Origin of the sequence: Saccharopolyspora dendranthemae (assembly GCF_007829955.1) — a bacterium.
Taxonomy (GTDB): domain Bacteria; phylum Actinomycetota; class Actinomycetes; order Mycobacteriales; family Pseudonocardiaceae; genus Saccharopolyspora; species Saccharopolyspora dendranthemae.
The window spans coordinates 1,880,494-1,904,720 of the sequence record NZ_VIWX01000001.1; the positions used below are offsets into that span (position 1 = coordinate 1,880,494).

General features: G+C 67.9%; 30 protein-coding genes. 6 read left to right on the forward strand and 24 right to left on the reverse strand.

Annotated features, from left to right (window positions below; translation table 11 throughout):
• The first annotated feature begins 3 nt into the window (after window positions 1–3).
• Window positions 4–171 (forward strand): hypothetical protein, encoded by a 168-nt coding sequence (locus FHU35_RS29210; protein ID WP_186459304.1) that lies wholly within the window; start codon window positions 4–6, stop codon window positions 169–171.
• Window positions 172–174: 3 nt separating this feature from the next.
• Here the strand turns inward: FHU35_RS29210 and FHU35_RS08510 are convergent, their stop codons facing one another.
• The gene (locus FHU35_RS08510; protein ID WP_145737772.1) at window positions 175–993 is read right to left on the reverse strand and encodes an alpha/beta fold hydrolase; all 819 of its coding nucleotides are present in this window, start codon (window positions 991–993) and stop codon (window positions 175–177) included.
• Window positions 994–1,136: 143 nt separating this feature from the next.
• On the opposite strand from FHU35_RS08510, the gene FHU35_RS08515 reads away from it, so the two are divergent.
• Complete coding sequence (locus FHU35_RS08515; RefSeq protein WP_246110139.1) at window positions 1,137–1,664, forward strand: GNAT family N-acetyltransferase; 528 nt, start codon at window positions 1,137–1,139, stop codon at window positions 1,662–1,664.
• Between the two features lie 34 nt (window positions 1,665–1,698).
• Here FHU35_RS08515 and FHU35_RS08520 read toward each other — a convergent pair whose 3' ends face one another.
• From FHU35_RS08520 to FHU35_RS08560, 9 genes are all read right to left on the reverse strand, one after another.
• Window positions 1,699–2,448, reverse strand: coding sequence for an alpha/beta hydrolase (locus FHU35_RS08520; protein WP_145737773.1), 750 nt, complete (start codon window positions 2,446–2,448; stop codon window positions 1,699–1,701).
• A gap of 63 nt (window positions 2,449–2,511) precedes the next feature.
• The gene (locus FHU35_RS29215) at window positions 2,512–2,826 is read right to left on the reverse strand and encodes a hypothetical protein (protein WP_186459306.1); all 315 of its coding nucleotides are present in this window, start codon (window positions 2,824–2,826) and stop codon (window positions 2,512–2,514) included.
• Window positions 2,827–2,852: 26 nt separating this feature from the next.
• The gene (locus FHU35_RS08530; protein WP_145737774.1) at window positions 2,853–3,827 is read right to left on the reverse strand and encodes a DUF3558 domain-containing protein; all 975 of its coding nucleotides are present in this window, start codon (window positions 3,825–3,827) and stop codon (window positions 2,853–2,855) included.
• Between the two features lie 121 nt (window positions 3,828–3,948).
• Complete coding sequence (gene dhaM / locus FHU35_RS08535) at window positions 3,949–4,638, reverse strand: dihydroxyacetone kinase phosphoryl donor subunit DhaM (protein ID WP_145737775.1); 690 nt, start codon at window positions 4,636–4,638, stop codon at window positions 3,949–3,951.
• Entirely contained in the window at window positions 4,635–5,273 is a 639-nt protein-coding gene (gene dhaL, locus FHU35_RS08540; RefSeq protein ID WP_145737776.1) for a dihydroxyacetone kinase subunit DhaL, read from the reverse strand. Before dhaL ends, dhaM begins: the two co-directional genes overlap by 4 nt.
• Window positions 5,274–5,287: 14 nt before the next feature.
• Complete coding sequence (gene dhaK, locus FHU35_RS08545) at window positions 5,288–6,283, reverse strand: dihydroxyacetone kinase subunit DhaK (protein ID WP_145737777.1); 996 nt, start codon at window positions 6,281–6,283, stop codon at window positions 5,288–5,290.
• A 182-nt stretch (window positions 6,284–6,465) separates the two neighbouring features.
• A complete protein-coding gene (locus tag FHU35_RS08550) occupies window positions 6,466–7,974 on the reverse strand; it encodes an aldehyde dehydrogenase family protein (protein ID WP_145737778.1) in 1,509 nt (502 codons plus the stop codon).
• 255 nt (window positions 7,975–8,229) lie between these two features.
• On the reverse strand, window positions 8,230–8,493 hold the full coding sequence (locus FHU35_RS08555) for a hypothetical protein (protein ID WP_145737779.1): 264 nt from the start codon (window positions 8,491–8,493) through the stop codon (window positions 8,230–8,232).
• Window positions 8,494–8,515: 22 nt separating this feature from the next.
• Window positions 8,516–10,243 (reverse strand): sodium:solute symporter family protein, encoded by a 1,728-nt coding sequence (locus FHU35_RS08560; protein ID WP_145737780.1) that lies wholly within the window; start codon window positions 10,241–10,243, stop codon window positions 8,516–8,518.
• A gap of 253 nt (window positions 10,244–10,496) precedes the next feature.
• On the opposite strand from FHU35_RS08560, the gene FHU35_RS08565 reads away from it, so the two are divergent.
• The gene (locus FHU35_RS08565; protein WP_145737781.1) at window positions 10,497–10,688 is read left to right on the forward strand and encodes a hypothetical protein; all 192 of its coding nucleotides are present in this window, start codon (window positions 10,497–10,499) and stop codon (window positions 10,686–10,688) included.
• Between the two features lie 284 nt (window positions 10,689–10,972).
• Here FHU35_RS08565 and nucS read toward each other — a convergent pair whose 3' ends face one another.
• Window positions 10,973–11,632, reverse strand: coding sequence for an endonuclease NucS (nucS, locus tag FHU35_RS08570; RefSeq protein ID WP_145737782.1), 660 nt, complete (start codon window positions 11,630–11,632; stop codon window positions 10,973–10,975).
• Window positions 11,633–11,751: 119 nt separating this feature from the next.
• Here nucS and FHU35_RS08575 point away from each other — a divergent pair, with 119 nt between their 5' ends.
• Both FHU35_RS08575 and FHU35_RS08580 read left to right on the forward strand, forming a co-directional pair.
• A complete protein-coding gene (locus tag FHU35_RS08575; RefSeq protein WP_145737783.1) occupies window positions 11,752–13,152 on the forward strand; it encodes an amino acid permease in 1,401 nt (466 codons plus the stop codon).
• Between the two features lie 107 nt (window positions 13,153–13,259).
• Entirely contained in the window at window positions 13,260–13,799 is a 540-nt protein-coding gene (locus FHU35_RS08580) for an NUDIX domain-containing protein (protein ID WP_186459307.1), read from the forward strand.
• Between the two features lies 1 nt (window position 13,800).
• Here the strand turns inward: FHU35_RS08580 and FHU35_RS08585 are convergent, their stop codons facing one another.
• Together FHU35_RS08585 and murA are read right to left on the reverse strand one after the other, a co-directional pair.
• A complete protein-coding gene (locus FHU35_RS08585) occupies window positions 13,801–14,124 on the reverse strand; it encodes a putative quinol monooxygenase (protein ID WP_145737785.1) in 324 nt (107 codons plus the stop codon).
• A gap of 146 nt (window positions 14,125–14,270) precedes the next feature.
• Window positions 14,271–15,527: a UDP-N-acetylglucosamine 1-carboxyvinyltransferase gene (gene murA, locus FHU35_RS08590; protein WP_145737786.1), complete on the reverse strand. Its 1,257-nt coding sequence runs from the start codon at window positions 15,525–15,527 to the stop codon at window positions 14,271–14,273.
• Window positions 15,528–15,715: 188 nt separating this feature from the next.
• Here murA and FHU35_RS08595 point away from each other — a divergent pair, with 188 nt between their 5' ends.
• Complete coding sequence (locus FHU35_RS08595) at window positions 15,716–16,288, forward strand: cob(I)yrinic acid a,c-diamide adenosyltransferase (protein WP_145737787.1); 573 nt, start codon at window positions 15,716–15,718, stop codon at window positions 16,286–16,288.
• Here FHU35_RS08595 and FHU35_RS08600 read toward each other — a convergent pair.
• The 11 genes from FHU35_RS08600 to FHU35_RS08645 form a co-directional block, all read right to left on the reverse strand.
• Window positions 16,285–16,755, reverse strand: a complete 471-nt coding sequence (locus FHU35_RS08600; RefSeq protein ID WP_145737788.1) for a GNAT family N-acetyltransferase — start codon at window positions 16,753–16,755, stop codon at window positions 16,285–16,287. The genes FHU35_RS08595 and FHU35_RS08600 overlap by 4 nt on opposite strands.
• 29 nt (window positions 16,756–16,784) lie before the next feature.
• Window positions 16,785–17,081 carry a GNAT family N-acetyltransferase gene (locus FHU35_RS29845; protein ID WP_342788496.1) on the reverse strand — a complete coding sequence of 99 codons (297 nt, stop codon included), beginning with the start codon at window positions 17,079–17,081 and terminating at the stop codon, window positions 16,785–16,787.
• Entirely contained in the window at window positions 17,029–17,256 is a 228-nt protein-coding gene (locus FHU35_RS29850; RefSeq protein WP_246110185.1) for a hypothetical protein, read from the reverse strand. Before FHU35_RS29850 ends, FHU35_RS29845 begins: the two co-directional genes overlap by 53 nt.
• Before the next feature lie 173 nt (window positions 17,257–17,429).
• On the reverse strand, window positions 17,430–17,867 hold the full coding sequence (locus FHU35_RS08610) for a DUF2550 domain-containing protein (protein ID WP_145737789.1): 438 nt from the start codon (window positions 17,865–17,867) through the stop codon (window positions 17,430–17,432).
• Between the two features lie 10 nt (window positions 17,868–17,877).
• A complete protein-coding gene (locus FHU35_RS08615; RefSeq protein WP_145737790.1) occupies window positions 17,878–18,243 on the reverse strand; it encodes a F0F1 ATP synthase subunit epsilon in 366 nt (121 codons plus the stop codon).
• Window positions 18,244–18,414: 171 nt separating this feature from the next.
• A complete protein-coding gene (gene atpD, locus FHU35_RS08620) occupies window positions 18,415–19,845 on the reverse strand; it encodes a F0F1 ATP synthase subunit beta (protein WP_145737791.1) in 1,431 nt (476 codons plus the stop codon).
• 1 nt (window position 19,846) lies between these two features.
• A complete protein-coding gene (locus FHU35_RS08625; protein WP_145737792.1) occupies window positions 19,847–20,767 on the reverse strand; it encodes a F0F1 ATP synthase subunit gamma in 921 nt (306 codons plus the stop codon).
• Window positions 20,768–20,778: 11 nt separating this feature from the next.
• Window positions 20,779–22,422 (reverse strand): F0F1 ATP synthase subunit alpha, encoded by a 1,644-nt coding sequence (atpA, locus tag FHU35_RS08630; protein ID WP_145737793.1) that lies wholly within the window; start codon window positions 22,420–22,422, stop codon window positions 20,779–20,781.
• A 94-nt stretch (window positions 22,423–22,516) separates the two neighbouring features.
• Complete coding sequence (locus FHU35_RS08635) at window positions 22,517–23,347, reverse strand: F0F1 ATP synthase subunit delta (RefSeq protein ID WP_145737794.1); 831 nt, start codon at window positions 23,345–23,347, stop codon at window positions 22,517–22,519.
• A gap of 22 nt (window positions 23,348–23,369) precedes the next feature.
• Window positions 23,370–23,927: a F0F1 ATP synthase subunit B gene (locus FHU35_RS08640; RefSeq protein ID WP_145737795.1), complete on the reverse strand. Its 558-nt coding sequence runs from the start codon at window positions 23,925–23,927 to the stop codon at window positions 23,370–23,372.
• 35 nt (window positions 23,928–23,962) lie between these two features.
• Entirely contained in the window at window positions 23,963–24,220 is a 258-nt protein-coding gene (locus tag FHU35_RS08645; protein WP_132672361.1) for an ATP synthase subunit c family protein, read from the reverse strand.
• Window positions 24,221–24,227 lie beyond the last annotated feature (7 nt).

Here is a 24,227-nt window from a genome sequence, read left to right on the forward strand (position 1 = left end):
GCAATGGCGGACAGCGACCCCGGCAGTGACAACACCCGCGCACGCGGTCAGCGCGACTCAGGGCGGTATTTCATGCTGCCCAGCGAAACCGCGGAGCAGTTCCGGCGAGACGACAACGAGCCGGATCCCACGAAACCGACCACGGATCAGAACGCGGACGAGGAGCAGTAGACCTCACACGTCCAGGCTCGCCAGCCAGGGCAACACCGCATCAGCCAGGGCATCGGGAACCTCCAACGACGGCAGGTGCCCCGAACCGGCCATTTCGACCAGCTCCCCGCGCGGCAGCACCTCGGCCATCTCTCTGGCCGCCGACGGCGGGGTGATGGTGTCCTCCGCCCCGACGACGACCATCGACGGCCCGCTGAAGGCGCGGAGGGTCTCGACACTGTCGGGGCGTGCGGCCATGGCTCGCTGCGCCCACGCCACCCCATCGGCAGGCTGCGCTTCGATCAGCGCCCGGAGCTCCTCGACGACCTCCGGGCGCTGTCGGCGCGTGCTCTCCCCCAGCAAGTTCGGCAGCATGGTGTCGGCGAGCCAGCCGGACGTGCCCTCCTGCTCGGCCCTGGTCGCGACGCCGAGCCGGTTGGCGCGCTGCTCATCGGTGTCAGCGGGAGCCTTGGTGTCCACCATCAAGAGCCCGGCAACCCGCTGCGGAGCCGCCCGCAGCACAGCCGTGGCCACGTAGCCGCCCATCGAACAGCCGCCCAGCACCACTCGCGGCAGCTCCAGCTGATCGAGCAGCTCCAGGATGTCGGCAGCAGCGACGTCGACGCTCGGGCGGTCGGCGGTCAGCGGGGCGGTCTTCGGATCGAGCATGCCCCGCGCAGTGGACCCGTCGAGCGAGCTCTCCCCCAACCCCCGCTGGTCGGGCGCGATGATCCGGACTTGCTCCTCCAACCGCCCACGCAGCGGATTCCACATGCGCGCGTCCACGGGGAAGGCGTGCAGCAGCACGAGAGGCGTACCGGCTCCGGATTCGATGTAGTGCACGGGAACCATTCTGTCGGACCCACCCCTCCCCGAGCACGCAACAGGCCGGGCGCGAGCATGGGAACCTTCCTGTCACCACCCCACGCGCGGCAACCTGGAAAATCGGCTGCCTGACCGCTGCGGCTCCCGCTACCGTGCGCCCCGTGTCCGATCCTTCAGAGATACGAACCCGGCGACTGCTCCTCCGGCGGCCGCTGGCGGCCGACACCGAGAAGTTCGTCGAGGTGCACACGAGTGAGCAGGCGCACGCGTTCTCCGGATTCGGCAGAAGAGACCGGGCCGAGTCGCTGCGACTGCTGGAGAACTTCCAACTCGACTGGGACACCCACGGCATCGGCTACTGGACGGTGCAGGCCGCGAGCACCGGCGAGGTGCTGGGGTTCGGCGGTGTCAGGAACGCTCTCGACGAGGGGCAGAAGGTCCTCAACCTGTACTTCCGCTTCCTCCCGATCGCCTGGGGGCACGGCTACGCCCCGGAGATGGGTCACGCCGCCGTGCGATGGGCACATCGCAACCGTCCGGACCTGCCCGTCGTCATCGCCACTGCCGTGAGCAACGTTCCGGCGATCCGGGTCGCCGAGAAGCTCGGCTTCGCACGAGCGCTGGAACGGACCCACGAAGGCGTCGCGGAGGTGCTGTTCCGGTCCTCAGCACCCGGCCCGCTGACGTGAGCATGGGAACCTTCCTGTCACCCGCTGGCTTCGATCACGAGTTGACGATGGTGACCTGCCGGTTTTCCGACGGTCCGTCCCAGGTGCGAGGGAGCGGGGTGGTGACCGACGGGTCGACGGTGTCCACGATGGCGTCCAGGGCAGCCTCCGCCTTGCCGACCCACAGGTGCTTGGTGTCGGCGAACCCGGTCACCTTCGCTTGGGGGATGAGTCCGAAGCGCTCGCGGGCCTCTTCCGGACGCAGGTAGTCGTCGAACTCGGGAATCAGGGCGTGCACGGGCTTCCCGGATTCGCCCCAAGCTCGCAGGTGCTCCTCGGTGCTCCACCGCAGCGGCGGGGAGATCAGCACCGCGCCCTCCACCAGCGGGTCCAAGCCGTGCACCAGCGTCAGGTCGGTGCCGAAGGACCAACCGATCAACCACACGTTGGGCAGGTCGTTGAACTCCGCGTACTCGAGCGCCGCGGCGACGTCGAACCGCTCGGAGTCACCGTTGTCGAAGCTGCCCTGGCTGCGACCGGCCTCGCTCGCGGTACCGCGGGTGTTGAAGCGCAGCACCGCCATGCCTGCCAGGGCCGGCAACCGGAACGCGGCCTTGCGGTAGATGTGGGAATCCATCATCCCGCCGTGCGTGGGCAGCGGGTGCAAGCAGATCAGCGTGGCCCGCGGCTGTCCGGACTCAGGCAGCGCGAGCTCCCCGATCAGCTCCATCCCGTCAGCGGTGTGCAGGGTGATCTGCTCCCGGCGGGCGGGCAGCATCGTGTTGGCGCGGATCTCGGTGCTCATCGAACCCGATCCTGCCACGAAGGGGTGGCCGGCTCGTGGTGCCCTGCGCAGCAGTGACGTGGGCTACGACCAGCGGCGAGTGGGACCGCGACGTGCGCGGGCCGTCCAGCAACCGGTGTGCCAGTGCCTGCGCTCGTCCACCCCGCCGAGCTCTGCCTCCGGCCAGGCGACGACGTGCGCGATACCGGCCTGGATCTCGTGGTCGCACCCCGGGCATCGGTAGATCTTGGTGGCCTGAGCAGCAGGAACGGTGCGCACCATCCAGTCACCGTCGGGGCCCTGCTCGACGCGGGACGCCCCATACGCCGCGCCCGCCCCGCGGTGACTGGTGTCCGCGCGGAGACCCTTCTGGCGCTGCTGTCGGTTGCGTCGAGGCACGTTGACAACGGTAACCGGTTCGGTTCTCAAGGATTCGCAGGCGGCAAACTCGGCCATGCCAGGCGGGCCAGCCCGCGGGCGTAGTCGCACGCATCCGTGCCCGTCATGCCGGGCAAGGCGACGACGAGCTGGGCCACCTCCACCTGGCCGGCGACACGGCCGAAGGGGATGTGGGCGGTTTCGGCCGAGCACAGGGGAACCTGCGGGTCACCGCCGACGACGCTCAGGACCGTACGCCGCCCGTCGATCTGTTCCTCCACGGCGGCACCGTGCAGGAGCTTCGGCGGTTCGCCCGCCGTGTGCTGCAGCTGCACGCGCGGGGAGTCCGCGGACTGCTCTCCCCAGGAGCACACGTGGTTGGCCAGACCGGGGCGTGGTGTCGCCTCTTCCAAACCCGGGACCTGGTTCACCGACTCGGTGTCCAGCACGGCGCAGGGGTCCAGCAGGGCCAGTGAGTTGGACGGGTAGTCGCGGTGACCCGCGCGCCCCTGCTGCACCGCGTCGGCGACCAGCTTCGCGCCCGAATCGGCGATGCCGCACAACCCGGAGGCCGGGTCACCGGCCAGGAGGTCTGCGCTGACCTGCAAGGAAACCCCATCGCCGAACTGCACTCGACGACTGCAGTGTCCGGGAACCGGCGCGCTCTGGGCGATGCTCAGTGCGCCGTGCTGCACGACCGGGTCCCCTTCTCCGCCTTCGTCAGGGCCCACCAGCTCGCCGACGGCGAGCTGGACGAGGGTTCGCTCGTCCGGTTTGAGGTGCAGCAGGCAGTAGTCCAGCGACACCGTTCCCGCCTCCGACACCGCACCGAGGTGCCGCAGCGCGGCAGGATCGGTCAACGTGCACGGGTCGAGGGTGCGAAGCTCGCCGAGCATCGCACTCGCACTCGTATCGACCGGCCTGGATTCAACGGCCGGTCTCGAGGTGTCCGCTGTGCACCCGGCCAGCAGGACCCAGCACAGCAACAGCAGCAGCATGCCTCGGTGGCGACGCGGCGACATCAACTCAGCCTAGCCCCCGACGACCTTGAAACGCAGTCACCGACACCGCTGACGACGTGCGCGAGGGAACCTTCCTCTCAATGCCAGTGACAGGAAGGTTCCCTTGCACAGGTCCGCGCGTCTATTCGTCGAAGTCGCGCTGGACGAGCTCGATGATGCGCTCGACGGCCTGCACGGCGTCGGGCCCGTTGGCGAGCAGGGTGATCCGATCGCCCTTGCGAGCGCCCAGGCCCATCAGGCCGAGGACGCTGAACGCGTCGGCCTGCTTCCCGTCCAAGGCGATCTTGACCGTGGCTTGCAACCCGGTGAGGCTGCGAGCGAGCAACGCGGCGGGCCGAGCGTGCAGTCCGACGTCGTTGGTCAGCTCGATTTCCCTTGTGACCTGGTCCGTCGAATCCGATTCGGCACCGACGGGCTCGGCCGTGGCGGCTTCCGAACTGCCGCGGGCGCTTTCAGCTGCCTGCGCCACGGTCTTCATGTCGTTGCCGCCTTGCGCCGAAACAGCTGCGGCAACGGCACCCTCGACAAGCGGAGCGTCGACGACCCGCGCGGTCTCGGGATCGCCGAGGGTCTCCACCGCCAGATCGGCGACCATCTGCGCGCTACCGAGGTCGTAGAGCACGATCGCACCAGAACCGCTGTCGGCGTCGGAGAGCGCGGCCGAGACCCTCTCGAAGTCGGTGCCAACACCTCCGTCCGGCAGACCGCCGGCAGCAACGATGCGCACCTCGGGCGCCATCTGCGCGGCCAGCTCGACAACGCCCTCGGCGAGGCCTGCGCTGTGCGAGACGATGACCAGTCCTACGCTCATGAACGGGCTCCCGCGGCTTCGGCGAATGCGGACAGCAGCAGCGCGGTGGAACGAGCACCTGGGTCGATGTGCCCGGCACTGCGCTCACCCAGGTACGACGCGCGTCCCTTGCGGGCCACGAGCTGTTCGGTGGACCGCACTCCCTGGTGCGCGGCTTCTGCGGCGGCAGCCAGCACCTTGGTGCCGTCGGCGCCGGATTCGGCGGCGTTCTTGGCTGCTTCGACCGCAGGAGAGAGCGCGTCGATCATCGTCTTGTCCCCGACCTCGGCGCGTCCACGCGCGACAACGCCTTCCATGCCTGCCTGCAGGGCTTTCGCCACACCCGCGGCGTCGAGCTCGGTTTCGTCCCCGACCGCCGCTGCCGCGCGCAGGAACGCCGTGCCGTAGAGGGGGCCGGACGCTCCGCCGACGGTGGAGATCAGAACCGTAGCGGCGAGTTTCAGCGCGGCACCCGGGGTTTCGGGATCAGTCGTGTCCATCTTGGCGGCGACCGCCCGAAAACCGCGGTCCATGTTCTCGCCGTGGTCGGCGTCGCCGATCTCACGGTCCAGCTGAATCAGCTCGTCGCGGTGCTCGGCGACCACGGCGGCACCCGCCCGGAGCGCGGCGATGACGTCCTGTGTTGTGCAACCCATCCTGGGACTCCTCCTCACCAGTGCAGCGCCGTGGTGTGCACGGGCGCGTCCCAGAGCTCGGTGAGCTCGTCGTCCAGCTTCAGCAGCGTGAAGCTCATTCCCTGCATCTCGAGGCTCGTCACGTACGGACCGACAAGACGGCGGCGGACGTGGATGCCGCGTTCGGCCAGCTTCCGCTCGGCGATGCCGTGCGCCAGGTACAGCTCCAGCTGCGGCGTGCCGCCCATCGAGTTGGTGAACAGCAGGACGTCGTCACCTTCGGCAAAGGGCAGGTCCTCCAGGATCGGGTCCAGCAGCTGCGTCACGATCTCATCGGCGCTGCCCAGCGGCACGCGGGCGCGGCCCGGTTCGCCGTGGATGCCGATGCCGATCTCCATCTCGTCAGGGGCGAGTTCGAAGCTGGGCTGCCCGGCGTGCGGAACGGTGGGGGCGGTCAGGGCCATGCCCATCGACCGGACCTGGGAAACGACCTTGCGGGCAAGGTCCTCGCACTCGTCGAGGCCGGTTCCTCGTTCGGCGGCTGCACCGACGATCTTCTCGACCATCACGGTGCCGCCCACTCCGCGGCGACCCGCTGTGTGAGTGGAGTCCTTGACCGCGACGTCGTCGTCGACGATCACGCTGCGCACGTCGACGTCCTCGATGCCCGCGAGCTCAGCGGCCGTCTCGAAGTTGAGCACGTCCCCGGTGTAGTTCTTGACCACCAGCAGCGCGCCGGCACCGCCGTGAGCTGCGGTGATGGCGGCCTGCACACCATCAGGGGTGGGCGAGGTGAACACCGGGCCGGGAACGGCCGCGGCGAGCATTCCCGAACCCACGAATCCGCCGTGCAACGGCTCGTGCCCGGAGCCACCACCGGAGATGACCGCGACCTTGCCCGCGACCGGCGCGTCAGCGCGGATGATCACCGCCGGATCGGTCTGCACCCGAAGCATCTCGGGGTGGGCAGCGGCCACCCCCTGCAACGCCTCGGCGACCACGTCCGCCGGCTCGTTGATGATCTTCTTCACCCGCTGGCCTCCTTGCTTGCGCTCCCCGCCGGGACTTGGCGCGATCAACCGCGCGCGGTCAACTCTGCCCGGGACGTGCGCCCGCGCGCATCCCCCTGACGAACGCCGGGGGATGCGAGCAAGGGAACCTTCCTGTCACCACAGGCGCAAGCCAAGGCCCCGACCGGGGTGCACCGGAGCGCTCAGCGGCCCCGCGCCAGCTTGATGATCTTGACGACCGTGCGCACCGTTCCCTTCGGGCGGGCGAAGCTCATCGGATTGAGCGGGATCTTGAACTTGGTGCGGGTCACCGACTGCGGGCGGGCGAACTCGCGCAGGCCGTCGGCACCGTGGATCCGGCCGAAGCCGGAATCTCCGACACCGCCGAAGGGCAGCGCGGGCACACCGGCGAAGGCGATCACCGAGTTGACGGCGACCATGCCGCTGCGCAGCCGGCGAGCCAGCTCCTGGCCGCGAGCCCGTGAGAAGACGGTGGCGCCGAGTCCGTACTTGGTGGCGTTGGCGAGGGCGACGGCCTCGTCCACGTCGCGGACCCGCTGCACGACCAGGGTCGGACCGAAGGTCTCCTCGGTGATGGCCGACGAGTCCTCCGGGACGTCGGCGATCACCACGGGCTCCACGAACGGCGGGCGCACCGAGTCACGTCCGCCCACCACTGCCCGCCCGCCGCGTTCGATCGCGTTGTCGATGTGGTCGCGAATGATGTTGACCTGCGAAGCCATCGTGATGGGACCGAAGTCGGCACCCGGTTCACCGCCCGGGCGCAGCTTGGCCGCGCGGTCGCTGACCATCTTCAAGAACCGGTCGGCCACGGCGTCGTGGACGTACACGCGCTCCACGCCGATGCAGGTCTGGCCCGCGTTGGACATGGCTCCCCACACCGCGGCGTCGGCGGCCGCAGCGAGGTCGGCGTCGGCGTCGACGATCAGGGCGTCCTTGCCACCGCACTCCACGAGAACCGGGATGAGATTCTCCGCGCACGAGGCCATCACGCGCTTGCCGGTGGCGGTGGAACCGGTGAAGGCCACCTTGTTCACACCGGACTGGCACAGCGCGGCGCCGGTCTGGCCGTACCCGGTCACCAGGCGGAACACCGGGTGCTCCGGTACCGCCTCGGCGAAGCTCTTGACCAGCCATTCCCCCACGCCGGGGGTGAGTTCACTGGGCTTGAACACCACGGCGTTGCCCGCCGCGAGCGCGTAAGCGATCGATCCCATGGGAGTGAAGGCCGGGTAGTTCCAGGGTCCGATGACGCCAACGACGCCGTAGGGGAGGTACTCGACCGTGGCGGTCTGGTTGGACATCAGAACACCGGGCGAGACCTTGCGGCGCTTGAGGACCTTCTCCGCGTTGGAGGTGGCCCAGGCCAAGTGGTCGATGACGAGCACGAGTTCGAGCTTGGCGTCCTCGAGCGGCTTGCCTGTCTCGGCGCACACCACGGCCGCGAGTTCGTCTAGGCGTTTGACCAGCAGTTTGCGCCATTGGTCGAGATGCGTCTTGCGGCCGGAGAATCCGAGCTCGTCCCACGCGGTCTGCGCCTCGCGGGCCGCTGCGACCCTGCTCTCAACCGCCTCGGCGTCGTGGATCGGATGCTCGCCCACCACCTCACCGGTGCGCGGGTCGATCGACTGGAACGTCTCGAACCGCGCGCTGGCGATCTCCTCGACGTTCCCCCGGGCGGTCTGGGTCATTGCCGGCCTCCCACCATTGCGACGTTCGTTGTCAATGCGCAGCCTACGAAATCACCGGGCGGGAAAGAACCGTCATGTACCGCCCGACTCATGTGCTGGACAAGAGCTGTTGACACTGGTGCACTTGTCAGCTGCGCGCTGGCGGACACGCTAGCCAGACGATCTTGAATTCGGAACCGGAACGGCGAAATCGGTGCCGAAAAGCGAAACGGCGCCCGCACGTTGAAGTGCGGACGCCGTCCCGGCCAGCTCACGTCACTCGGCGGCGGTGCCGCCCTCGACGTCATCGGGAACCGCGATCGGGCGCAGGCGTGCCCACGCGATGAACACCGCGGCGAACACGACCATGCCGACGCCGGCCCACAGGTTGATGTTGAGCCCGGCGGACTTGTCGATCTCGGCTTGCGGCTGGATGAAACCGAGCACCACGAGCACGACTCCGTAGATCGCGAACAGCAGCGCGATCACCGTGCGAATGTCGAAGGCACCTGCGCTGTGCCCCGAACCTCCACTAGCCATGAGATTTCCTCCCGATCCAGGCTCAGCCGAAGATGATGTTGAGGGCGACGATCAGGATCAGCGCGATGCCGGCCAGCAGACCCGGACGCCGGTACCAGCCGGAGTCCTCGCCCGAGGTCGACGCCTGCAGGTTCTCCTTCGGCGTCAGGCCCCAGACCAGGCCGACCAGCTGCTCCTCGGTCTTGGGCTTGGTGGCCAGCGAGACGACGACGCTGACCACGATGTCGACTACGAACGCCACACCGGCACCGACGAAGCTCGCACCCTGGCCGGGCAGGTCCAGCACTCCGGTCTCGGACAGAGCGTAGACCGTGATGGCCGACGCCGTACCCAGCACCAGACCGGACCAACCGGCGTGCGCGGTCATCCGCTTCCAGAACATGCCCAGGATGAAGGTCGCGAACAGCGGCGCGTTGAAGAACGAGAACAACTGCTGCAGGTAGTCCATCAGGTTCTCGTAGCCGGAGGCGATGAACGCGGTGCCCACGGCGGCGAGAGTGGCGCCGACGGTGACCCAGCGCCCCATCTGCAGGTAGTAGTTGTCCGGCTTGTCCTTGACGACGTACGCCTGCCAGATGTCGTAGGTGAACACCGTGTTGAACGACGACAGGTTCGCGGCCATACCGGCCATGAAGGACGCGAGCAGACCAGCCAGCGCGATACCGAGGATGCCGTTGGGCAGCAGGTCTCGCATCATCAGCAGGATCGCGTCGTTGTAGTCGTACGGACCCTGCTCGGTGAGCTTGTAGTTGGTCATCTCCGGGATGATCACCGCGGCGATCATCCCGGGGATGATCACGATGAACGGGATGAACATCTTCGGGAAGGCACCGATGATCGGGGTCCGCTGCGCGGCCGACATCGACTTGGATGCCATCGCGCGCTGGACCTCGACGAAGTTGGTGGTCCAGTAACCGAAGGACAGCACGAACCCGAGACCGAAGATCATGCCGACGACGCTGAGAATCGGGTTGCTGAAGCCGGTGAGCTCAGCACCCGGCCAGGCGGTCAGCTGCTCGGCGCCGCCCTTGCTCGCGGACACCTTGTCGACCAGACCCTGCACGCCGCCGACCTTGACCAGACCGACGATGGTCAGCGGCAGCAGCGCCGCGACGATCACGAAGAACTGGAGCACCTCGTTGTAGATGGCCGCGGACAGGCCACCCAGCGCGGTGTAGGAGAGCACGATCAGCGCCGCGACGAGGACCGAGACCCACAGCGGCCAGCCCAGCAGCGCATTGACGATGCTGGCCAGCAGGTACAGGTTCACACCGGCGATGAGCACCTGGGCCAGGGCGAAGGAAATGCCGTTGACCAGGTGCGCGGCCTTGCCGAATCGCCGGAGCATGAATTCGGGAACGCTTCGGACCTTCGAGCCGTAGTAGAACGGCATCATGACCACGCCGAGGAACAGCATGGCCGGAACTGCACCGATCCAGAAGTAATGCATCGTCGGCATTCCGTATTCGGCACCGTTGGCCGACATGCCGATGATTTCGATGGCACCGAGGTTCGCCGAGATGAACGCCAGACCTGTCACCCATGCGGGCAGCGCGCGCCCGGAGAGGAAGAAGTCCAGGCTGGTTGAAACGGCTCGCCGTGCAATCCAGCCGATCCCCAGCACGAACGCGAAATACAGCGCCAACAACACGTAGTCGACGCCGTTCGCGTCGAGTAGCTGACCTTGGGCTAGCAGCACTGCCGCCCCACCTCCCACAGACCCAACAAAGTCAAACGAGAACCACCACATTCGCGATAGCGGTCGGACAGTACCGCACAGATGGGGCGTCGACCGTGAGTCGATATCAATTCGTTGGGGAAGACACTAAATCGATCACGGAACTTCCGCCGAGTGGCGTCACGCAGGGGACTTTCCGGTCGTACGCGTGTGCACCCCGTCATCACCCGGGGCCATGCGAGTGATATACGCGAACGGCCGCCGAATTCGACGCACCGTGACGGTATCGTCACGTTATGCATTCGCGACGCTGCGGGGAGGAATCATGAACGCCCGTGTCGACCTGGCGATCAGCGCCGGCCTCGCGCGAGACCCGCTCGAACGATCCCGCCCCGACACCGATGCCGAACGTTCGGACCGCCCCGCGAAGCTGCTGCACCAGTTGGCCGCCGCCCTCGCGCCGCTGTCCGCACTCCGCCTGCACACCAGCAACTGCCCTGGTCAGGCAGACAGCTGATCGCCGCGTCGCCGGTCCGCGGCTGCGAGCACGGGAACCTTTCGGTCACTCCGCGCCCGCGAGCGTTCCCCGACCGGTGATCCTTTTCGGAGCCAAGAATGGTGAGCCCGGGAACTTTCCCGGCGCTGCCGTTTTTCGCACCATTTTCGGTCGAGACGCGGACGCCGATCACGTTCCGCAACGGCGCGAATGCGCGCGGCGAAGAACTCCGTTTGGGCATCGCACCAGTTCACGAACACCCGCAGCGGAATTGTTGACCGCCCCGCTGACTCAGAAAACGCGGATCAGAACAGGCGGTACTCGTCGGGTTCGATGCCGCGCAGCTTGTCGTAGTCCAGCACCACGCAGCGGATCCCGCGATCTTCGGCCAGCGTCCGCGCCTGCGGCTTGATCTGCTGCGCAGCGAACACACCCGCGACCGGGGCGAGCAGCGGGTCCCGGTTGAGCAGCTCCAGATAGCGGGTCAGCTGCTCGACACCATCGATCTCGCCGCGCCGCTTGATCTCGACCGCGACGCTCTTGCCCGCGTCATCCCTGCACATGAGGTCGACCGGACCGATCGCCGTCGGGAATTCGCGGCGAACCAGCGACCACCCGTCGCCCAAGGTCGTGACGTGCTCGGCCAGCAGCTCCTGCAAGTGCGACTCGACGCCGTCCTTCACCAGACCCGGCTCGGCGCCCAACTCGTGCTTGGAGTCGTGCAGCACCTCGTCGACGGTGATCACCAGCTTCTCGCCGGCCTTGTTCTGCACCGTCCACACGTCGTGGTCCTCGATGAGCCAGCAGGGCGGGCTCATCCAGTTCAACGGCTTGTAAGCGCGGTCATCGGAATGCACCGACACGGAACCATCGGACTTCACCAGCAGCAGTCGCTGCGCCATCGGCAGGTGCGCGGTGAGACGACCGACGTAGTCCACCTGGCAGCGGGCAATCACAAGTCGCACCCGGCACAGAGTACGGGCGCAGCGATCGATGTCGAGCACCCCCACGGGTGATCAACAAGAATCAGCCGTCAGGACCCGCGCCGCACGCCCTCCCACCACCGGCGTTACCGTTACCGCTCGTGTCTTTCGCCCGAAGCCTGGTCCGCGTCAAACCTGCCGAACGGCTCTCCAGCGAGGGCTCGCACAGCGAGCTGAACCGCACGCTCGGCCTGGTGCCGCTGGTGGCCCTGTCCGTGGGTGCGACGCTGGGAACCGGCATCTTCGTGGTGCTCGCCGAGGCCGCGCCGGCAGCGGGCCCGGCCGTGGTGGTCTCGTTCGTCCTCGCCGGACTGGCAGCGTTGTGCTCAGCCCTGTCCTACGCGGAACTCGCGGGCAGCGTCCCCGTCTCCGGATCCGCCTACTCCTACACCTATGCGACGCTCGGCGAGATCATCGCTTGGATCTGCGGCTGGTGCCTGCTCCTGGAGTACGGGGTGTCGGTCGCGGCCGTCGCCGTCGGCTGGGGCGGCTACCTCAACGAATTCCTCGAGGGCACCATCGGCATGACCATCCCGGAGGCCCTGGCCGCGCCGCCGGGCGAAGGCGGCGTCGTCAACGTTCCCGCCGCGGTCGTCGTGCTGCTGGCCACCGGTGTGCTGCTGCTGGGCGTGCGGGAGAGCGCGTGGGCCACCACCGTCACCACCGTGCTCAAGATCGCGGTCCTGGTGTTCTTCGTCGCCGTGGCGCTCACCGCGTTCAACTCCGGGAACATGACTCCCTTCGCGCCTACCGGGATCGCCGGAATCTCGGTGGGCGCCTCCGCGGTGTTCTTCTCCTTCATCGGCTTCGACGCCGCCTCCACAGCGGGCGAGGAGGCGCGCAACCCCCAGCGCGATCTGCCGAGGGCGATCATCCTGTCGCTGATCATCGTCACCGCCATGTACGTGCTGGTGGCCTTCGCAGCGGTGGGCGCGGTCGGTGCGGGCGTGCTGGGCGAGTCCGACGCATCGCTGGCCACGGCCCTGCGCGTGGTCACCGGACAGGGCTGGCCCGCCGTCGTGCTCGCGCTGGGCGCCGTGATCGCCATCGCCTCGGTCGTGCTCACCGTGCTGTACGGGCAGACGCGCATCCTGGTGGCCATGTCGCGCGATGGTCTGGTCCCACCCGTGCTGTCGCGGGTCAACCGCCGGTCCGTTCCGGCACGCAACACCGCCCTGGTGGGAATCCTGGTGGCGCTGCTGGCCGCCGTCGTGCCGCTCAACCAGCTCGCCGAAGCCACCAGCATCGGCACGCTCGTCGCATTCGGACTGGTCAACATCGGTGTCGTGGTGCTGCGGCGAACGCGCCCCGAGCTCCCGCGGAGCTTCCGCACGCCGCTGATGCCGTTCGTCCCCTTGCTCGGCCTCGCGCTGTGCGCGTACCTGATCACCGGGCTTGACGCGGTCACCTGGTTGACCTTCGCGATCTGGACTCTGCTCGGACTGGGCGTGTACTTCGCCTACGGTCGCCGGAAGTCGCAGCTCAACCACGCGAGCGAGTAGGGGAACCTCTTTTCCGGCAAGCCACTCACCTGGGGATTCGCGCGCACGGGATGACAGGAAGGTTCCCATGCGCACCTGCGGCCTCGATGAGCGGCAGGATGGGTCCCATGCAGCAGACCAGCAGTCGCGAGGTGTATGCGAATCCGTGGATGTCAGTGCGGGAGGACGGTGTCCGGCGCGACGACGGTTCCACCGGCGTCTACGGCGTCATCGACAAGCCGAACTACGCATTGGTCATCCCGTTCGACGGCAACCGCCTGCACCTGGTCGAGCAGTTCCGCTATCCCCTGGGCATGCGCCGCTGGGAGTTCCCGCAAGGCACGGCACCTGATCGCGCGGACGTCGAGGCCGACGTGCTCGCGGCGCGCGAATTGCGCGAGGAAACCGGGCTGCGCGCGGCGAGCATGCTGGACCTCGGGCCTCTCGACGTCGCGCCCGGCATGTCCAGCCAGCGTGGCCGGGTGTTCCTGGCCACCGGGCTCACCGAAGGCGCGCACGAACGCGAGCACGAGGAACAGGACATGCGCACGGCCTGGTTCAGCCGGGACGAGTTCGAGAAGATGATCGCGGCAGGCGACATCACCGATGCGCAGTCGATCGCCGCCTACGCGCTGTTCCTGCTGCACGAACGCAGGCGTGCCGCCTGATTCACAAGCCGACGCCGCCGAGCGCGTCCAGGTCAACCTGCTCCGGCGGTTCGGCGAGGATTCCCAGCACGTCGTTGAGGTCGATGTCGGCGTGCGTGGCCACCGTCGTGGCCAGCGCCGCGTCGGCACTGGCGTAATCCGTCCACGCTTCGATCACTCGAACCGTGTCGGACGATTCCGCGTCGCGGCTGACCAGGTACAGCTCGCAGCCCCACGATCCGCGCAGGCCCTCCGCCACTTGCATCATGATCGTGGCGAGCTCGTCTCCCCTCCCGGGTTTCGCGGTGAAGGTCATGATGCGGCCGACCCGCGTGGTGGTGCTCATCGGTTCCCTTTCCGGATTCTCGCCTGTGCGCAGAGAACCTTAGCCACCCGAACCGCCGCAGTTGATCATCGGGACCGTCGCCGAACACACCTGTGGCCGGCGATCCCGGTCTTGAGCGGGATCACCGGCCACAGGAAGCCGAAGGTTCAGTCCGCGACGCGCTCGATGTCGGCGCCCAGGCCGCGGAGGTTCTCCACGAAGTTCGGGTATCCGCGGTCGATGTGGAAGACATCCCACACCTCGGTGTCACCGTCGGCGCACAACCCGGCCAGCACCAGGCCCACACCAGCGCGGATGTCCGTGGCCCACACCGGTGCGCTGGACAACCGGTCCAATCCCCGCACCACCGCGTGATGACCGTCGGTGCGCGCGTCCGCGCCCATCCGGACCAGCTCCTCGATGAACCGGAACCGCGACTCGAAGAGGTTCTCGGTGATCATCGAGGTGCCATCGGCGACGGCTGACAGCGCCAACGCCATCGGCTGCAGGTCCGTCGGGAACCCCGGAAAGGGCAGGGTCACGTAGTCGACGGCCTTCGGACGCTCCGGCATGACCACCCGGAAGCTCTCCTCGTCGGTGGTCACCTCCGCGCCCGCGCTGCGCAGCTTCTCCAGCATCAAGTTGGTGTGCTGCGGGTCGACCCCGTTGACCGTGATGTCACCGCGAGTGGCAGCAGCCGCGAATGCCCAGGTCGCGCCCACGATGCGGTCGCCGATGACGCGGTGCTCCACTGCGCGCATCGAGGAGACCCCGTGCACGGTCAGCGTTGAGGTGCCCGCGCCCTCGATCTTGGCGCCCATCTGCTGGAGCATCACGCAGAGGTCGACGATCTCCGGCTCGCGGGCCGCGTTGTCGATGACCGTGGTGCCTTCGGCCAGCACCGCGGCCATCAGGATGTTCTCCGTGGCGCCCACGCTCGGGAAGTCCAGCCAGATCTGCGCGCCCTGCAGGTTCTCGGCCTCGGCCACCACGGCGCCGTGCTCGATGTGGCTGGCCGCCCCCAGCTTTCGCAGCCCGTTCTGGTGCATGTCCAGGGGGCGCGAACCGATCGCGTCACCGCCGGGAAGGGTGACCACTGCGCGACGGCAGCGCGCCACGAGCGGTCCCAGCACGCACACCGAGGCGCGCAGCTTCCCCATGGAAGGCGAAATCGCTTCGTGGCTGACCGTGGAGGGCGTGGTGATGCGCACCGTGCCGCCGTCGATCGTCACCTCGCAGCCGAGGCTGCGCAGGACGTCGGCCATCAGCGGAACGTCCAGGATCTCGGGACAGTTCACGATCGTCGTCGTGCCTTCGGCAAGCAGCGCAGCGGCCATCAGCTTCAGGACGCTGTTCTTCGCACCGACCACGTCCACCGTGCCGACGAGGCGCGCTCCGCCGCGAACTCGGAAGTGCTCACTCACGAGCATCGAGGTTACGGCCCTCGTCCAGTCCACATCGGGGCGGGTCACGAGCGGGTGAGGGAACCTTCCTCCCGCCGGGTGGCGAGCCGGGGAGCCTTCCTGTCACCGGCGGTGCCGCAGCGGCAGGTGTGGTGCATGGGAACCTTCCTGTCACTTCCCAGCGACACGGTCACGCCTACGCTGTGGGCATGGCAGTCCACTTGACGAAGATCTACACGCGGGCCGGAGACGCGGGCACCACGCGTTTGTCGGACAACTCGAAGGTCCACAAGACCGATCCGCGCCTGGTCGCCTACGCCGACGTGGACGAGACGAACTCCGTGCTGGGCGTGGCTCTGGCGACGGCTCAGCTTCCCGACGACGTCGTCGCGGCACTGCACGCGGTGCAGAACGACCTGTTCGACGTGGGCGCGGACCTGTCGACGCCCGTGGTGGAGGATCCCGAGTTCCCCCCTCTGCGGGTCGCGCAGAACTACATCGACCGGCTCGAGAGCTGGTGCGACGAGTTCAACTCGCGGCTCGGCAAGCTCGACTCGTTCATCCTGCCCGGCGGCACTCCCGGCGCCGCTGTGCTGCACCAGGCCCGCTGCGTGGCACGCCGGGCGGAGCGCGCGGCCTGGGCGCTGCAGGAAGCCGATCCCGAGCGCACCTCGGCGCTGCCGGCGAAGTACCTCAACCGGCTCTCGGATCTGCTGTTCATCCTGGCCCGGGTCGCCAATCCGGACGGCGATGTGTTGTGGAAGCCGGGCGGCAACGCCTAGAGCCCCTTGCCGAAGCAGCGGCTGTCGGGGTCGCAGCGGTAGACGCCGAAGTTCTCGATCCGCTCGTAGCCCGAGGAGACGTAGAGCCCGATCGCCTCGGGCTGCTTGGTGCCGGTCTCCAGCACCAGTCGTGTGCGCCCGGCCAGCGCGGCCGCGGACTCCAGCTCGGCGAGCATCCGCCTGGACCATCCGCTGCCTCGCTGACCGGGGACGATGTACATGCGCTTGAGCTCAGCGTCGCCGTCCTCGAACCCCTCCTCGTCGGCGTCGTGCACGCGCCAGCCGCCGGAGGCCACCGGCTCATCGCCCAGGTACCCGAGCATGAACAGCCCCTGCGGCGGGCAGAACTCCGCCGGGTCGACCGGTGTCAGGTCCGCCTCGCCGTAGCGCACGACGTACTCCTGCTGCAGAGCCTCGATCAACCGCTCGGAATCGGGGTGGTCGTAAGCGACGATCTCGATGCGCACACCCGCAGCGTAAACGGCTCCACGCCTGGTCAGCGAAGGCCTTTTTCGAACCAGTGCGCGGCGTAGGGGTTGTCGTTGTAGGCGGGAATCTCGGTGTACCCGGCCTTGGCGTACATGGCCTGCGCCTCGCCGAGCTCGGCGGCGGTGTCCAGCCGGACCCGCGCGCACCCCAGGCGTCTCGCCTGATCTTCCAGGCTGTTCAGCAGTGCGCGACCGGCTCCCCTGCCGCGCAACTCAGGTGAGATCCACATCCGCTTGATCTCGGCGATCCCATCAGGCGTGGTCCGCACCCCACCGCACCCCAGCACCGAACCGGCGGCCCGCACCAGCAGGAACGCGCCCTTCGGGGGCGTGAAATCGTCGCCAGCGGGCGCAGTGCCCTGACCCGGATCGGAATCCCTCCGGAAAGCGCTCCACGAGCTCAGCGACGTACTGAGCCAACGCCTGCTGCGCCTCGGGGCTGTCGAAGGACTCCGGCTGGATGGTGAATTGCTCGCTCACGCCGTCCAGTCTCCGCAATTCCGCCCGCCGAGGCCGAGCTGGGGACCGCCGCGAGCATGGGAACCTTCCTGCCACTCCGGCCCCGGCGAATGACAGGAAGGTTCCCATGCTCGCGCCCCAAGGCACGAAAAAGCGGGGCCCGTGGTTGGACCCCGCTGTTGTTCGTCGGCGTTCTACGACGCCCACGGCACCGAACGTCCCGGCGGTGCCGATTCGAGCCAGGACAGGAAGCCGGTCAGCGCGTCGCTGTTCATCGCCAGCTCCAGGTCCGGTCCGGTGAGGTCCAGGACGGTGGAGCCGCCCGGCATCGCGTACGCCTCGGCGACCGAGGGTTCGCGTCGTTGGGCGATGTCCACGGTGCGCCGGTTGATCACCCAGTTCGGGCCGGAGCGAAGGCTCAGGATGCGGTACCAGGCGAATTCCTCGCCGCGGTAGTGCGCCACACCCAGCTGCCACCCGCGTCCTTTGCCATCGGTGGCGCGCAGCGCCACGTCGATGCCTCCGACCCGCAGTTCGCGCACTCGTCGCCACGCCAGCAGGCCCACCACCAGGGCGGCGGCTAGCACCAGCAGCACCAAGGCTACGACGAGCAACACGACCGGCGACCCCATGCTGGCCCGATCAGTCCGTCTGGCCCGCTGCTCGCAATCGGGCAGACGCCTGCGTTCTGGCCAGCTCGTCCTCGCTCGTGACGTCCTTGCGGGCCTGCGCCACGTCGATCTCGTGGGCCAGCTCCGCGGACTCGGCGAGCACGCTCACGCCGTCGCCGGACACCGAGAGGAAACCACCGTGCACCGCAGCGGTCACGGTCTCCTTGTCAGTGGTGGTGATGCGCACGACGCCACCGTCGACCAGCTGCCCCAGCAGCGGTTCGTGGCCCGGCAGGATGCCGATCACTCCTTCAGCGGTCTGCGCGACCACCGAGGTCGCCTCCCCGGACCACAGCAGGCGCTCGACGGCGACCAGTTGGACGGACATGTTGGCCACGCGCGTCTCCTTTGTCGGGTGTGTGCGGGCAGTCTAGCCAACGCCACCAGGGCGATCTGGACTGACCGGGCCGGAAATGCCTAGCGGCAAAGGGGGTCGGGACCCGTCGGGCCCCGACCCCGCTCGCCGGTCTTCACCACTCCCCGCCCGGCTCGCGAGCGGGGAGGCAGCTCACTGCTCGGTGAGCTTCTTGTACGCCTGCTCGAGGTCGTCGAGACCACCGATGGACAGGAAGGCCTGCTCCGGGTAGTGGTCGAAGTCGCCCTTGCAGAGCTTGTCGAAGGCCTCGATGGTCTCCTTCACCGAAACGAAGGAACCGTCCTGGCCGGTGAACTGCTTCGCGACGAAGAAGTTCTGCGACAGGTAGCGCTGGATGCGGCGCGCACGCTGCACCGTCACCTTGTCCTCTTCGGACAGCTCGTCCATGCCGAGGATGGCGATGATGTCCTGCAGCTCCTTGTACTTCTGCAGGATCCGCTTGACCTCCTGGGCCACGCGGTAGTGCTCCTCACCCACGACCGACGGGTCGAGAATGGTGGAGCTCGAGGTCAGCGGGTCGACCGCCGGGTAGATACCCATCTGCGAAATCGGACGGGACAGCTCCGTGGTGGCGTCCAGGTGGGCGAAGGTCGTCGCCGGCGCCGGGTCGGTGTAGTCGTCCGCCGGCACGTAGATCGCCTGCATCGAGGTGATCGAACGACCACGCGTGGAGGTGATCCGCTCCTGCAGCTCACCCATCTCGTCGGCCAGCGTCGGCTGGTAACCCACGGCCGAAGGCATGCGGCCCAGCAGGGTCGACACCTCCTGGCCGGCCTGGGTGAACCGGAAGATGTTGTCGATGAACAGCAGCACGTCCTGGTTCTGCACGTCGCGGAAGTACTCCGCCATCGTCAGAGCGGACAGCGCCACGCGCATGCGGGTGCCCGGCGGCTCGTCCATCTGACCGAACACCAGCGCGGTGTCGGCCAGAACGCCGGACTCGTCCATCTCCACCCAGAGGTCGTTGCCCTCACGGGTGCGCTCACCGACACCGGCGAACACGGAGGTACCACCGAAGTTCTTGGCGACTCGGCGGATCATCTCCTGGATCAGAACGGTCTTGCCGACACCGGCACCACCGAACAGACCGATCTTGCCACCCTGCACGTACGGGGTGAGCAGGTCGATCACCTTGATGCCGGTCTCGAGCACCTCGGTCTTGCCCTCGAGCTGGTCGAAGGCCGGGGCCTTGCGGTGGATCTCCCAGCGCTCGGCGTCCGAGCCGTAGCCCGGCTCGTCGAGGCAGTGACCCAGCGCGTTCCAGACGTGGCCCTTGACCTTGTCGCCGACCGGGACGGAGATGGCCGAACCGCTGTCCACGACGTTCACGCCGCGAACCAGGCCCTGGGTGGGCTGCATCGAGACGGTGCGCACCACGCTGTCGCCCAGGTGCTGGGCGACCTCGAGGGTCAGCGTCTTGGCCATGTCCTCAGCCGTGATCTCGGCCGTGAGGGCGTTGTTGAGGTCGGGCACCTGGTCACGCGGGAACTCGACGTCCACGACGGGGCCGAGCACCCGAACGACGCGGCCCGTGCCAGTGCTGGTGGCAGTAGCAGCAGTCATGTCACTCACTTCCTGCGGACGAGAGCGCCTCGACACCGCCGACGATCTCGCTGATTTCCTGGGTGATCTGGGCCTGGCGGGCCTGGTTGGCCTCGCGGCTGAGGTTGCGGATCAACTCGTCCGCATTGTCCGTCGCCGACTTCATCGCCGTCCGGCGAGCCGCGTGTTCCGAGGCCGCCGCGTCCAGCAAGCCCGCGAACAGGCGGGTCTTGATGTACTTCGGCAGCAGGGCGGAGAACAGCGTCTCGGCGTCCGGCTCGAACTCGTAGACGGGCTTGAGCTTGCGCTCGTCGGTGTACTCGACCTCCAGCGGAGCGATCCGCCGAACGGCCGGCTGCTGGGTCAGCATCGACACGAAGTCGGTGCTGACCAGGTGGAGCTCGTCCACACCCAGCTTACCGTCCGCACCACCGTCGTCGAGGTAGTCGTCGGCACCCGCCAGAAACGCCTTGACCAGGGTCTCGCCGACCTCGGAGGCGTTGGCGTACTCGGGGCGGTCGCTGAAGCCGGACCAGCTCGCCTCGATCTCGCGCTGCCGGAACCGGTAGTACGACTCGCCCTTGCGGCCGATGACGTACAGCACCGGCTGCTTGCCCTGCTCCCGGAGCAGCGACTGCAGTTCTTCGGCGGCCTTGATGACGTTCGCGTTGTAGCCGCCGCAGAAACCCCGGTCACTGGTCACGACCAGCACACCGGCCCGCTTGGGGTTGGTGCGCTCGGTCAGCAGCGGGTGGTCCAACGTGCTCACGTCAGCCAGCGCGGACAGGACGTTGGTGATCTCCTCGGCGTACGGCCGTGAAGCCTCAACCCTGGCCTGCGCCTTGGTGATGCGCGAGGTAGCGATGAGCTCCTGCGCTTTGGTGATCTTCCGGGTCGACTTCACCGACCGGATGCGATCCCGGAGTTCCCGAAGGTTGGCCATGGCTTATCCGGTCACTCCTTCGGCGCGGGCTTGGCGACCTTCACGGTCTCCTGCCCGACCTCATCGGCGGCCAGAGCCTCGGCGTCCGGACCGCTCGGCGCGGCGGAGCCGGCCGAACCGGTGAAGCTCTTCTTGAACTCCTCGACGGCGTCGACGATGGCCTTCTCGCCGTCGGCGGACAGCTTGCCGGTCTCGATGATGTCCTTGAGCGTGGTCTCGTGCGAGCGGCGCATGTGAGAGAGGAACTCGCTCTCGAAGCGGCGCACGTCCGGGATCGCCACCGAGTCGAGGTGACCCTTGGTGGCGATGAACAGGGACACGACCTCGTCCTCGACCGGAAGCGGCTCGCCCTGACCCTGCTTGAGGATCTCCATCAGGCGGGCACCGCGGTCCAGCTGGGCCTTGGAAGCGGCGTCCAGGTCGGAGGCGAAGGCCGAGAAGGCCTCCAGCTCGCGGTACTGAGCCAGGTCCAGACGCAGCGAACCGGTGACACCCTTCATCGCCTTGATCTGCGCGGAACCACCGACACGCGACACCGAGATGCCGACGTCGATGGCCGGGCGCTGACCGGCGTTGAACATGTCCGACTGCAGGAAGCACTGCCCGTCGGTGATCGAGATGACGTTGGTCGGAATGTAGGCCGACACGTCGTTGGCCTTGGTCTCGATGATCGGCAGACCCGTCATCGAGCCGGCGCCCAGCTCGTCCGACAGCTTCGCGCAGCGCTCCAGCAGACGCGAGTGCAGGTAGAAGACGTCACCCGGGTAGGCCTCGCGGCCCGGCGGACGACGCAGCAGCAGCGACAGCGCGCGGTAGGCCTCGGCCTGCTTGGTGAGGTCGTCGAAGATGATCAGGACGTGCTTGCCCTGGTACATCCAGTGCTGACCGATGGCCGAACCGGTGTAGGGGGCCAGCCACTTCAGACCCGGGGAGTCCGAAGCCGGGGCCGCGACGATGGTCGTGTAGTCCATCGCGCCGGCGTCCTCGAGGGACCGCTTCACACCGGCGATCGTGGAGCCCTTCTGGCCGATCGCGACGTAGATGCAGCGGACCTGCTTGGTCGGGTCGCCCGACTCCCAGTTCTGCTTCTGGTTGATGATCGTGTCGACCGCGACCGTGGTCTTACCGGTCTTGCGGTCACCGATGATCAGCTGGCGCTGACCGCGGCCGACCGGGGTCATCGAGTCGATGGCCTTGATGCCGGTCTGCATCGGCTCGCCGACGCCCTGCCGCTGCACGACCGTCGCGGCCTGCAGCTCCAGCGGGCGCTGCTCCTCGGCAGCGACCTCGCCGAGGCCGTCGATGGGCTCACCCAGCGAGTTCACCACGCGACCGAGGAAGCCGTCGCCGACCGGGGTCGACATGACCTTGCCGGTCCGCTTGACCTCCTGGCCTTCTTCGATCTTCTCGGACTCACCCAGGATGACCGCGCCGATCTCCTGAGCCTCGAGGTTCATCGCGACACCGTAGATGCCGCCGGGGAACTCCAGCAGTTCCTCGGTCATGACCGAAGGCAGTCCCTCGACATGGGCGATGCCGTCACCAGTATCGGTGACGACCCCGACCTCCTCGCGGCTGACCTCCGGGGAGTAGCTGGAGACGTAATTCTCGATCGCACTGCGGATCTCGTCCGACGAGATCGTCAGCTCCGCCATGTCTCGTTCCTGCCCTCGGTTAGTTCTTGGAAGGGAGTTGGTGTTGCGCGCCGCGCGCCCGGCCCGATGGTGCGACCGGGGCGCGGCGTCGGCATCAGTCGGCCAGGTCGCGCCGCAGCGTCTGCAGGCGTCCCGTCACGCTGCCGTCGATGACCTCGTCACCGACCTTGATCAGCAGCCCGCCCTCGACACCCGGATCGACCTCCAGGTGCAGAGCGATCGGACGGGCGTAGATCCGCTGCAGGGTGCGCGACAACCGCTCCTGCTGTTCCGCGCTGAGCGGGAAAGCGGATCGGATGTGCGCCACCGAGCGTTCCCGGCGCTTCGCCGACAGCTCGGCCAGCTCTTCCAGCCCCTCGCTGACCCGCCGACCACGCGGCCGGGCCACGAGCTGCCGGACCAGTTCGAGGGTCACCGGCTCGACCTTGCCCTCGATGAGCCGATCCAGCACAGCGGTCTTGCTGGCGGGATCCCCGGAGGGGTCCGACAGCAAGCGCTCCAGGTCCACCTCCGAGCCGATGATGCGGCCCAGCCGGAACAGCTCGTCCTCGACGGCGTCGAGGCGACCTGCCCGTTCAGCCTGCACCAGCAGCGCGGTGCGGGCGAGCTGCTCGAGCCCGCCCACCAGATCACCCGGGGTCGACCAGCGTGCGCGGACGGCTTCGACGACCACCGGCAGTGCCCGGGCGCCGACCTTGGGCTCCAGCAACCCGCGAGCCAGGTTCTCCCTGGACTGCGCGTCGGTGGAGGCGTCGGCGAGAGCCCGCCGGAGCGTGGACTCACGGCCCAGCAGAGCGGCCACGCCGAAAAGCTCGTCGGCGAGCCCGGTGATCTCCGCAGCCTGAGCCCCGTCAGTGGCCTGCAGCAACTGCAGCTGACTCGCTGCCATTGCTTCACGGCTCGCGGCGTTCACGAGGGTGCTCAACTCTCAGCGCCTTTCACTAGATTCAGGGCTTGGCCGACTCGGCCGGGGCCGAGGTCGCGTCCAGCTCGTCGAGGAACCGGTCAACGGTGCCGCGACGACGCGACTCGTCCTCAAGGGACTCGCCGACCACTCGGCTGGCCAAGTCGACGGCCTGACGTCCCAGATCGGCGCGCAGTTCGGCGACGATCTGAGCCCGCTGGTGCGCCAACTGGGACTGGCCCTGGCTGACGATGCGCTCCGACTCGGTCTGAGCCTGCGTGCGCATCTCCTCCAGGATCTGCTGTCCCTCGGCACGGGCATCGTCGCGAATGCGCGCAGCCTCGGCGCGGGCCTCGGCCAGCTGCGACTTGTACTGCTCCAGGGTTCGCTGAGCATCGGCCTGCGCGGCCTCCGCCTTCGCGATCCCGCCCTCGATCCGCTCGCTGCGCTCCGCGTAGATCTTCTCGAAGCGCGGGACCGCGAACTTCCAGAGCACGAACAGCAGCAGCCCGAACGCGACGAGACCGACCACGATCTCCGCAGGCTCCGGGACGATCGGGTTGTGCTCGCCTTCAGCGGCCAGCAACATCTGGGTCTTCACCACAACGTCTCCCAACGCGTTGAGCCGTCAGATGATCAGGCAGCCGACGCGATGAAGTAGACGACCAGACCGATCAGCGCCAGCACCTCGACCAGAACGAAGGAGATCCAGGCGATGCCCTGCAGCTGACCCTGGGCCTCCGGCTGACGGGCGGTGCCGTTGATGACGGCGGCCCAGATCAGACCAACGCCGATGCCCGGGCCGACGGCGCCGAGGCCGTAGCCGATCGCGGCGAGACCGGGGTTGATGTTGCCCGCAGCCTCAGCGGCCTGCGCGAGAACGATGTTGCTCACTTTCACT

What these genes read in the sequence shown, in the direction of transcription:
- FHU35_RS08560 (WP_145737780.1), bottom strand. Translation starts at nt 10,243, where the DNA reads ATGTGGTGGTTCTCGTTTGACTTTGTTGGGTCTGTGGGAGGTGGGGCG.
- atpD (WP_145737791.1), bottom strand. Translation starts at nt 19,845, where the DNA reads ATGACTGCTGCTACTGCCACCAGCACTGGCACGGGCCGCGTCGTTCGG.
- FHU35_RS08580 (WP_186459307.1), top strand. Translation starts at nt 13,260, where the DNA reads ATGCAGCAGACCAGCAGTCGCGAGGTGTATGCGAATCCGTGGATGTCA.
- atpA (WP_145737793.1), bottom strand. Translation starts at nt 22,422, where the DNA reads ATGGCGGAGCTGACGATCTCGTCGGACGAGATCCGCAGTGCGATCGAG.
- dhaM (WP_145737775.1), bottom strand. Translation starts at nt 4,638, where the DNA reads ATGAGCGTAGGACTGGTCATCGTCTCGCACAGCGCAGGCCTCGCCGAG.
- FHU35_RS08610 (WP_145737789.1), bottom strand. Translation starts at nt 17,867, where the DNA reads ATGGGGTCGCCGGTCGTGTTGCTCGTCGTAGCCTTGGTGCTGCTGGTG.
- dhaL (WP_145737776.1), bottom strand. Translation starts at nt 5,273, where the DNA reads ATGGGTTGCACAACACAGGACGTCATCGCCGCGCTCCGGGCGGGTGCC.
- FHU35_RS08520 (WP_145737773.1), bottom strand. Translation starts at nt 2,448, where the DNA reads ATGAGCACCGAGATCCGCGCCAACACGATGCTGCCCGCCCGCCGGGAG.
- FHU35_RS08565 (WP_145737781.1), top strand. Translation starts at nt 10,497, where the DNA reads ATGAACGCCCGTGTCGACCTGGCGATCAGCGCCGGCCTCGCGCGAGAC.
- FHU35_RS08550 (WP_145737778.1), bottom strand. Translation starts at nt 7,974, where the DNA reads ATGACCCAGACCGCCCGGGGGAACGTCGAGGAGATCGCCAGCGCGCGG.
- FHU35_RS08625 (WP_145737792.1), bottom strand. Translation starts at nt 20,767, where the DNA reads ATGGCCAACCTTCGGGAACTCCGGGATCGCATCCGGTCGGTGAAGTCG.
- FHU35_RS08555 (WP_145737779.1), bottom strand. Translation starts at nt 8,493, where the DNA reads ATGGCTAGTGGAGGTTCGGGGCACAGCGCAGGTGCCTTCGACATTCGC.
- FHU35_RS08595 (WP_145737787.1), top strand. Translation starts at nt 15,716, where the DNA reads ATGGCAGTCCACTTGACGAAGATCTACACGCGGGCCGGAGACGCGGGC.
- FHU35_RS08585 (WP_145737785.1), bottom strand. Translation starts at nt 14,124, where the DNA reads ATGAGCACCACCACGCGGGTCGGCCGCATCATGACCTTCACCGCGAAA.
- FHU35_RS29210 (WP_186459304.1), top strand. Translation starts at nt 4, where the DNA reads ATGGCGGACAGCGACCCCGGCAGTGACAACACCCGCGCACGCGGTCAG.
- FHU35_RS08530 (WP_145737774.1), bottom strand. Translation starts at nt 3,827, where the DNA reads ATGTCGCCGCGTCGCCACCGAGGCATGCTGCTGCTGTTGCTGTGCTGG.